Genomic DNA, 8966 nt, shown 5'->3' with positions numbered 1-8966 from the left:
AGAGATATGAAAAAGATTGAAAATTCATTCGCAGTAACAGGTTTTATCGGTAAGGATGCAGAAATCCGTAGTTTTGAAACAGCAAGCGTAGCACGCTTTTCTATCGCGGTCAGCCGTGCAGACAAGACAGGTGAAGAAACCTCTTATGTTTCCGCTTTCATGGGGATTGAAGCCTGGAGAAAGAATGAAGCACTGGATTCCTTCGATGTATTGAAAAAAGGTGAGCTGATAACCGTTGAAGGCTACTTTAAGCCGGAAGAATGGACGGATTCTAAAAGTGGGGAGAAGCGTAACCGCATTGTGATGGTAGCCACCAAGTTTTATCCGGCTCCGGAAAAAGAAGAAGAAAAACCGGATCAGCCTAAACAGAAGGCTGTCTCTAAAAAGAAAAAAGCAAGCAAATGATTGAAGCGGCCTAGTGCCGCTTTTTTTTGCTACATATCCGAGAGTGTTTTTGCGTTCACGCAGTATTCTTCCCCACCCTCCCCTTCATCGGAATGACTGTTCTCATTCCCGGTTTGCCCGTAGTCATCCGCTATGCGGCTGATTATGGGCAAACCAGAAAAGAGAAGTTCCAAACGTGGGCGGGATTGCAATGGTCATCATCCGGAGCTTCGGCATTGCCGAAACAACCTCCTTCTTCCGTATTGCAGTTCCTTCCTTTTACCGTTTGTCCCGGCAGTCCGTTGCTAACCCGTTCCCCCCCTGTCACTTGTGGCAGGGAGATAGGAATACGGTTTTGCAAGCAAAACCGTATGGTTTGTTTTACTTTCCGTACTGCCCTTTTCCTTGTTTTCTGCCTCCCCTAATGTGCTTTTTTCATAGCTCCATCTGAGATCCTTTGTTTTTGAACGGCAAATTTATTTCGGTGGATGGATACGAAAGAGTTCCGGTCTTCGCCCCTTTGTCCCGAAAAAAATAACGCCGGACGGCTTCGCTGTCCCCAACATTTTTTGTCGTCCAAAACTTTTCTTAATCCCTCCTTCCTTATTGTTGTGTGCCGTAAAAAAAAGGCTCATAAACTCAGATGGGGCATGAAAGCTCAAAAAAAAAGTCGGCAGAAAGAAAAGGCCATCCCGGAAAGGGGTTTTAAAAAAAGGTCTTTAAATCTAGCTGAAGCATAAAATTAGAAGTTTAACAAACTAAGTAGCAGAAGTATATGCAAATCATTCAATTTGTTTTTTCGGTCATCATCGCTCTTTGTGCAGTGGCTATGTTTGTCGGAGCGGTAATAACGCCAAGTCCGATAAAGGTTGTGTCGGTTACGTTGTTGGCTCTTATTTGCCTATTCTCCTTGTTTCTCGTGAAATTGGCTTATTGTGAAATGAAATCTAAAAATGATATACTATGAAAGTGTCAGAACAATTTAAAAGTACCATCAAGGCATACCTTGATAATATGGCAGCGGTGGATAGTCTGTTTGCTCCAGTCTATCAAAAACCTACAAAGAATATAGATAATTGCATTACCTATATTTTAAACCAAGTGAAGAAAAGCGGTTGCTGTGGTTTTAGTGATGATGAAATTTTTGGTATGGCGTTGCACTATTATCAGGAAGATAATATTGAGGTGGGTAGCCCATTGAAATGTAATGTAGTCGTAAATCATCATGTTGAATTGTCAGAGGAAGAAAAGAAAGCGGCTCGTGAGGCTGCTATCAAAAAATTGCAGGAGGAAGAATTGGCAAAGTTGAAGAAGCGTCAACAAGCTAAACGTGAGAACAACACCGAAGTACAAACCCAGTTAACTCTTTTTTGATATGAAACCCAAGACAAAATTACAAATGGAAATCGTGAATGGGAGCAGGAAGTTAGCTCCCGTTTCAGAGGCTCAAAAGCGTTATGCCTATAAACATTGCTTTGTGCATTATTTCAAGCGTGATGCAAAGGGGAATTGCTTTTGTTTGGATTGTGGGCATACATGGCGGGATAAGGAAGATAAGAAAAACTGTAAATGTCCTCATTGCGGTATGAACCTGAAATTGGAGAATAGCAGGAAAAGGACGGCTGTATATAAAGAATATTTTTGTGTGATTACTACATACAAGCAATATCAAGTTATCCGTTTTTTTATGGTGGACTGCCGGCTGAAAAAAGGGTCTCCGGCTAATTACTTTATAATTGAGGCGGTACAGTGTTGGATGAATAAAGAGGGCAAGACAGAAACGCTGTCTTTGCTGCGGGGCATGTCTATATTTTATTACGATGCATGGATATATGGAAGTTCTTTGGAATTGCGTAAGCGGAATGTGCATCATGACCGTATTTATGATATTTGCCCGGCAGTTATCTATCCGAGAATGAAAGTGATACCCGAACTTACGAGGAATGGATTTAAGGGTGCCTTTTATGATATTTGTCCGAGTTCCTTCTTTATGACATTATTAACTGATAATCGGATGGAGATATTATATAAGGCAGGGCAAATGAATTTGTTCTTGAGATTTTTAGAGAGAAAATATGGTATAGATAAGTATTGGACGTATGTAAAAATCTGTTTAAGACATGACTATGTGATACATGATGCGGACTTGTGGCTGGACTATGTGGATATGCTGATAGAAAATAAATTGGATGCGAGAAATCCTCATTATTTGTGTCCGTTGAATGTAGAAGAAGCGCATGATTGGGTGATGGGGAAATGTAAGAAAAAATATTCTGAAAAGGATGAAAAAGACTATATTGCTGCCAAATCACGTTTCTTTAATCTTTCGTTTGCGGATGGAAATATTATGGTTCGGGTATTGGAAAGCCTTTCGGACTTTTACAAAGAGGGAAAGTTGCTGCATCATTGTGTATTCAGCAACGCCTATTATAAGAGAGAAGATTCGTTGATAATGTCGGCAACGGTGGATGGAAGGCGCATGGAAACGGTGGAGTTTTCACTTAGCAGGATGGAGGTGTGCCAGTGTCGTGGAAAGTCTAACCAATTATCAGCCTATCATGACCGGATTCTGAATTTGGTACGGGATAATATACCGTTGATAAGGGAAAGGATGGTAGTGTAATGAATAGCCCACACATCTAAATGTGTGGGAGTTCTTTTTTGGAAGACGCCCAAAAAAGAACCCCAAAAAACGTTGTCGCTACACATCGTTACGCTCGGATTATTTGCTTGTCGGCTTTAGTTTGCCGATACATTTTTCCATGTCGGGGGACAATAGGAAAGAAGCCGTCTTTTTCTGCTGCACCCCTGAGTGTGGCTGGACGATGGCATACCTGCATTTTAATATCTTGCCGATAACTTCCGTACTGTCACGGTGCAGGTACATGGCTTTCATGGCATCCGTTGCTTTCAGGCTTTTTTCGGCTTCCATATAGGCGGAAAAGGACGGTTTGAATAAGGCACGGGGACTTTCCGCTTTCTGTATGACAGCGGATAATTGTGCGCTTTTGTTGTTCAGGTAGCACAGGCTGTCCGATACGGTGACGTCTTCTGTTTCCAACACTTCCAGTAGTTCGAACTTTAAATCCGTCCAGGTGCCGTGAGAATCTGTCTGAACCCATTCCGCAATGGCCTTCTCATAGCCGGGTTTGCTGCATGAGGAAAAGGCAATGAGCAGCATACAAAAAAATAAATGCTTGATATTCATATTGATCTGATTTTATAGGTTGTCGTATTATGTGATGGAGCAAATCTATGAGGTTACTGGCCGTCCTCCGTGGAGGAACAGATGCCACACGAGATTTTCAGATCATCGTTCCAATCCTTGTTTTCCGAAAGTTCGACGTTCTTCAGTTTCCGTACCTTGTTGCGGAGTTCATCGTTACTCAGGCTCTCGACATCAGTCGTATCGCCATGAAAGTAACGATGCAGCCATAGAGTGTACTTGTGCCCTTGTTTGTCGTTGTCAAAGATGCTCCGGAGCTCCTTTACCTGGTTCTTGTCAAGAATCAGGCGTAATAGCCTCATTTGTCCTTCCGTGAATGTCCCTTCCGTAGATACATATACAAGATTGAGGTCGTTTCCGGAATGGCGTAATTGATAGTGGGAGATACAGTCTATAAATGACTCCCCAATGTAGAGAATGTCTATCGGGCGGCTTTTGTCATGGTTGCTGGTCGCCAGACAGTCGAACTTGCCACCGATAATCCCTTTGAATGTTTCATTTCGTTGAGAAATGGCTTGCACACCGTTTTCATTGTACATCTTGATGCACACGTTGCGGTAAACACTCCCTTTGTTCTTTACCTCACGGATAAAGAAAGTGTCTTTGAAGAACCGGCTTTCAATGCTTTCTTTCAGGATACCTCTTTTCTGGAGATAATTGCCCTTGTAGGGTTGTAGCTGGCTCAAGTAGAATTGAAGTTCGTCCGCTCTCATGCTTGTGTTACCTACTTCATACCGGCTTTTTTCGGGTGTCGTGATGCGGTTGGTGTTGATGTAGTTCTGAAGGATCTCCCCCACCTCGCGCAAGGACGGCATTTTTCCGGTTGTTTCAAATAGATGTTCCTGCATCAGATCCATGATACTGCGGCCACGCACGCTGTCACTATGCACGTCCCAATAGGTGTATTGGTTCTGCGAGTTCCGCTTGATGACGATGGTATGCGTTCCGTTGCTCATTTTGGGACAGGAGTTGGAAGAGCCTTCCACGATTTTCCATCCTAGTTCCAGCAGGAAATCGGGCAGAGAAATGGTTGTTTTTATCTGATTGAAATCGACTTTCATAACGTTGACTGGATTAGTTGAATCTCATTTTATCTGAGCTTAGATTATAAATGAGAAAGATTATCTTTCATAAAGATAAGAAATATCATCTAAATATGGAAGAGAAAGTATATGTTTTTTGATTCGTCTGCATTTTTATTTCAAGGTACTGTAAACCAAATCAACAGTAGTGTCTATACCGGGAACGGCCTCCAACTGTTTGCTCTGGTTGAATACGCTTTCCCCGTCTTTTTTTATCTGCATGGTGATGATAGCACTCTCTTTTGAATAGAGAATGCCTTGCACGGTAATTTGGCTGACAGGCTTTTCCGTGCTGTATTCCGCTTTATCGGTGAAACTCTCATCTACGGAAGCTGCGGAGGTACCGGTGCGTTCGTTCCTGAATCTCACGCCGTCAAGATTATATATATGCACACTGCCTTTGGGTGAGGAACCGGTTACGGCTACGGTGATGTGATACATGCCGGCTTTGTCTGTTTCCGATTGGATTTCCTCTTTGTTGCATGAAGCGGCCAATAAGCAGGCTGCCGCTAATAATGAATGAATTTTTCTCATGGTAGGATTCTTTTGTTGAATGTTATCGGATGATTTTTTGTTCTGTCTTGTGTGTCCCGGTTGGCGGAACTGCTGACTTTTCTTTTAATTTGTCCTCTATCTTTTTGAGGATGGCGTTGACATCTTCAATGATTTTGATGTAGTTCTGCTGGATAATCTCTTCCAGGATTTCCAGTTCCATCTCTTCTTTGCCGTTGCCCAGTTTGACCGGTAAGGAGAAACGGGGTATCTCCTTCTCTTCAAAACGGCACATATCCATCTGCACGCTGAAGAATGGCGGCTTGCCTCCGGCAATCTTGCCAATGAAGTGTCCGGCTGCTTGTCCGGCAATGTCCCTTGCCTTTAAGACTTTTTCTTTTTGCAGGCTCTCCGTGACACTGTTATTGCCACCGGCTTGGTGTGAATAAGATTCTTGCGCTTCTTTCTTCTCCCCAAGCAAGTTCTCGATGTCTTTGGCGGTCTTCTCATTTCCGGTCATACCGTAAGCCTGCGTTCCGCAGGAGGCTTTCAGGATGTTGGCACTTTTCTCTCCATAGTCCCTGACCGCTTGGTTGAAGTCCTGAACGGCGAGAATGGTAGCGACATTGTGCTTCCGGGCGGTTCCGATGAAAGTGTCAATGCCTTGCAACAGGATGGTCGGAAATTCATCTACCATGAATATGCTGGTCGCTTTGCCGGGATTGTTCATCTGTGACATCAAGACGCTGCCGATGCAGGAAATAGCAGGGGAAACGGCTTCCTTGATGGTGGGCGCATTGCCTACGCATAACAGCGTTGGGTGTTCCTTGTTGGTTATATCCAAAGAGAACTCTTCTTCGGGAAGTGGCGACAACACCCAGAAGATGTATTTGTTGTTCAGGAGTACCAACGGAGTCTGTGCGGATGATACGGCTCCGGCTGTCTGCTGTTGTGCACCCAGTTTCCAGGCGGTCAGCATGGAGGACATGTTCAATGCGATTTCAGGATCTTCCGACAGCCAGTGGAATACTAGGTTGCTGTCAGAAAGGGCAAGGGCTATCACATGGGGCAGCGTACAGATACCAAGCTTCCTTTCCTTGAAACATTTATAGGCGATTGAATAGACGTAGTTGATGGCATTGTTGGCCCAAAAGTCGGTCTTTTCCTTCCAGCTTGCTTCCAGATTCTTCATCAGTGTCATGATGATATTGCGGATGAATAGCGATTCGTTTCCCTTTGACATGTATTGCGGAGAAAGTACGTTCACCCTGACCGTGCGTGACATATCCACAAAGTTGATATAGGCGAAACGGGGTGTTTCCATCCCCTTGTTCCGGAAATGTTCGATGCTTCCGTATGCGATACGTGAGAGGATGGGTGACTTGTCCTTGGTGGGATCACCCTCCCAATCGTACACGAATCCGGCATAGTTGCGCTCGGCGCACTGGTAGATGATTCCCTTGATCCAGCTCTCTGATTTACCGCTTCCCGGACCGCCGTCGATATAGACATTCTGCTGCGGCTTATGGATGACCAGCGGCCCGGAGGCGGTTTCAAAGCGGAAGTAGAAAGCCGATTCTTCCCGGCTTAACCCGAAAATGCTATCATCGGATTGGGCATGACGCCGGATGAAATAAGGCAGAGTCTTGATGACAAGCAGCGTGTACGCTACGAATAGAATGGGAAATACAAATAGGTTATACCACGCTGATAACCGGCTGAATCCGACAACCAGCATGGATGCCGTAACCAGTGTCATACTGGTGTAAACCCATTTCTTGTTTTCGTCTTTCACTTTGCCAACCGGAAAGAGAAAAGCGAGGCCTCCGATCAGGATAACGTAGAGAAACCGGAATAGGATATCCTTCTCCATCAGCCTTTCCCACATGGCCGGATTACGTAGTGGAGCGTATAATCCCGTAACGATAGCCCACTGAAACAGTACGGCTGTCCCGATGAGCGTGGATAGCAGGATCAGGATGAATGACAGGTCTTTCTTCTCTCTTTCCATGGCCGTTGCTGTTATTGGGGTTGTCCGGATGCCGTTCCGTCACCGCTCTCTTTTTTCTCTGCCTTTCCCAGTAACTCAATGCGTGAGACGGTCAGGCTGACGGATGGGATGTGGCTACCGTCATCCTTCTGGAATACATCGGCATACACATCGCCGCAGACATATACCTGTGTCCCTTTTTTCAGATACTCAAAGACTTTACTCTCGTAATTCACGAAACAGCATACCCATAGGGTCTGTTCCTCGTTGTTCACGTTCTTGTACTTGGTGGATACATGGAAGTTGAATCCTTTTCCGTTCTTGTTCTGCCGGGCATCCGCACCGACATAACCGATAATTTGTCCTGTAAACATAATGATGGTTTTTAAAAGTTTATAATCCGAGCTGTGGCTCATTCATATTTTTCATGGCTGGCTCCGCTTCCATGGAAGGCAGCGAAATGCCGAAAGTGCTGTGTAGCGTTTCAAGGTTGTCGGCTGTAGGATGGTTTGCCGCAACACTTTCCAATAACCGTGATGAAGGGGTAAAACCTTCGTTTTTCATCTGCTCCAATACCGGACGGTTGTCTTGCAGGACGGCCTGCGTGAACCGTTCCTCCGGTGTGAGGTACTGTTCCATCCGTGCGGTATGTTCCTGAATCATATTGCTGGCTTTTCCTACATCGGCAAGGATGTTGTAGATGAATTTGGGATCTTCTTTCAAGGCTCCCAGCCAGTTTTTTAGATACATGGCATTTTCTTCCCGGATATGGGTGGATATTCCCAGGCTTTGCCCGACGGTAGCGGAGGTGAGTTCGGCAACCAGTTCCTCTTTGGCATATTGCTTGTCTCCGAAAATCACGCCTTTTTCCCGGTTCAGATGCTCAGGTTCTCCAGTCGAGTGCGCCATCTCATGCAGTAGTGTGGAGTAGAAATTCTCTCCGTCCTTAAACTGCCCCTTCAGGGGTACGACGATATGGTTATCTTCTCCCCTTGCATGGTAAGCACTATTTCCTTCCTTGGAATAAATGGGGCAGATCCATTGCTGTTCCCGTACCATCGCATCAATCAGAGGCACGGTGAGCATCCCTTGCTCGTCCTTGATGGCCGGTATCTTGAATTGCTCCTTCAATGCTTCCCATTTCTCCGGTTTCGTTTCCTGAAGATTGGTCTGCTGTACGTTGAACACATTGTATGTCTTCAGAAACGGCGTGACCTTATATTCCTGCTGCTCGTTTTTATCCAGGTTCTTATATACGTCGAAAGGTATTTTCTTTCCGTTCTTGTCTCTTACTGAGAAATTCCAGTAAATGACTGGGAATGACTTTTCTCCTTTCAGTATGTTAAGGCCGTTGTCTTTGGCTTGCATGAAGGTCATATAGACCGGCAGGCTGTACTGCTCTTTTTCCGAAAGTAGAAACAACATGAAGGAATTTACTCCGTTGTAGGTTCTTCCCTCGATATTTTGCGGAAGTCCCCCACCCTTTATCCCGAACCAAGGCTTTTGCCAGTTGTCTTCCACCTGCTTTATCTTTTCGATCATCAGTTCGGCGAAACGCTGTAATGCTTTATCACTTGCTGTATCCATGATTTATTGGTATAGATTTCTGTTCTCGTAATCAAGCAGCCATTCTCTGGCCGTTTGGTTGTTTGTCTCTTGCTGCTTGGCAGCCATCTCTTCTTGATAGGCTTGTGCAAGCTCTTCCTGTGCAAGTAGAAACTCTAAGTCACTGATTTCTCCTGCAATGTTTTTCTGTACTAATTCATCGTAATCCATAATTCCTGATTTTTTA

At 44.7% G+C, this 8966-nt stretch carries 11 protein-coding genes; 3 read left to right on the top strand and 8 right to left on the bottom strand.

Annotated elements, in window-relative coordinates; translation table 11 throughout:
• Nucleotides 1-6 precede the first annotated feature (6 nt).
• Nucleotides 7-405: a single-stranded DNA-binding protein gene (locus DW096_RS16815; protein ID WP_005868746.1), complete on the top strand. Its 399-nt coding sequence runs from the start codon at nt 7-9 to the stop codon at nt 403-405.
• Between the two features lie 142 nt (nt 406-547).
• Here the strand turns inward: DW096_RS16815 and DW096_RS19465 are convergent, their stop codons facing one another.
• Nucleotides 548-745: a hypothetical protein gene (locus tag DW096_RS19465; RefSeq protein WP_007564681.1), complete on the bottom strand. Its 198-nt coding sequence runs from the start codon at nt 743-745 to the stop codon at nt 548-550.
• 602 nt (nt 746-1347) lie between these two features.
• Between DW096_RS19465 and DW096_RS16795 the strand changes: the two genes are divergently transcribed.
• Entirely contained in the window at nt 1348-1758 is a 411-nt protein-coding gene (locus tag DW096_RS16795) for a PcfK-like family protein (protein ID WP_005868911.1), read from the top strand.
• A 1-nt stretch (nt 1759) separates the two neighbouring features.
• Nucleotides 1760-3007 carry a PcfJ domain-containing protein gene (locus DW096_RS16790; RefSeq protein ID WP_005868910.1) on the top strand — a complete coding sequence of 416 codons (1248 nt, stop codon included), beginning with the start codon at nt 1760-1762 and terminating at the stop codon, nt 3005-3007.
• Between the two features lie 99 nt (nt 3008-3106).
• Here DW096_RS16790 and DW096_RS16785 read toward each other — a convergent pair whose 3' ends face one another.
• The 7 genes from DW096_RS16785 to DW096_RS16755 all read right to left on the bottom strand — a co-directional run bounded on the left by DW096_RS16785 (nt 3107) and on the right by DW096_RS16755 (nt 8950).
• Nucleotides 3107-3592, bottom strand: coding sequence for a hypothetical protein (locus DW096_RS16785; protein WP_005868909.1), 486 nt, complete (start codon nt 3590-3592; stop codon nt 3107-3109).
• A gap of 53 nt (nt 3593-3645) precedes the next feature.
• Entirely contained in the window at nt 3646-4671 is a 1026-nt protein-coding gene (locus DW096_RS16780; protein WP_005868908.1) for a toprim domain-containing protein, read from the bottom strand.
• Nucleotides 4672-4806: 135 nt separating this feature from the next.
• Nucleotides 4807-5226: a hypothetical protein gene (locus tag DW096_RS16775; protein ID WP_005868906.1), complete on the bottom strand. Its 420-nt coding sequence runs from the start codon at nt 5224-5226 to the stop codon at nt 4807-4809.
• Nucleotides 5227-5248: 22 nt separating this feature from the next.
• A complete protein-coding gene (locus DW096_RS16770) occupies nt 5249-7195 on the bottom strand; it encodes a type IV secretory system conjugative DNA transfer family protein (RefSeq protein ID WP_005868904.1) in 1947 nt (648 codons plus the stop codon).
• A gap of 11 nt (nt 7196-7206) precedes the next feature.
• Nucleotides 7207-7590 carry a single-stranded DNA-binding protein gene (locus tag DW096_RS16765; RefSeq protein ID WP_007564694.1) on the bottom strand — a complete coding sequence of 128 codons (384 nt, stop codon included), beginning with the start codon at nt 7588-7590 and terminating at the stop codon, nt 7207-7209.
• Entirely contained in the window at nt 7568-8761 is a 1194-nt protein-coding gene (locus tag DW096_RS16760; protein WP_005868899.1) for an ArdC family protein, read from the bottom strand. The genes DW096_RS16765 and DW096_RS16760 overlap by 23 nt, the downstream gene beginning before the upstream one ends.
• A 3-nt stretch (nt 8762-8764) precedes the next feature.
• A complete protein-coding gene (locus tag DW096_RS16755; protein ID WP_005868897.1) occupies nt 8765-8950 on the bottom strand; it encodes a hypothetical protein in 186 nt (61 codons plus the stop codon).
• Nucleotides 8951-8966: the final 16 nt, after the last annotated feature.

Origin of the sequence: Bacteroides sp. AM07-18 (assembly GCF_003602695.1) — a bacterium.
Classification (GTDB): Bacteria; Bacteroidota; Bacteroidia; order Bacteroidales; family Bacteroidaceae; genus Bacteroides; species Bacteroides uniformis.
This window is presented reverse-complemented; position numbering and strand designations above follow the sequence as displayed.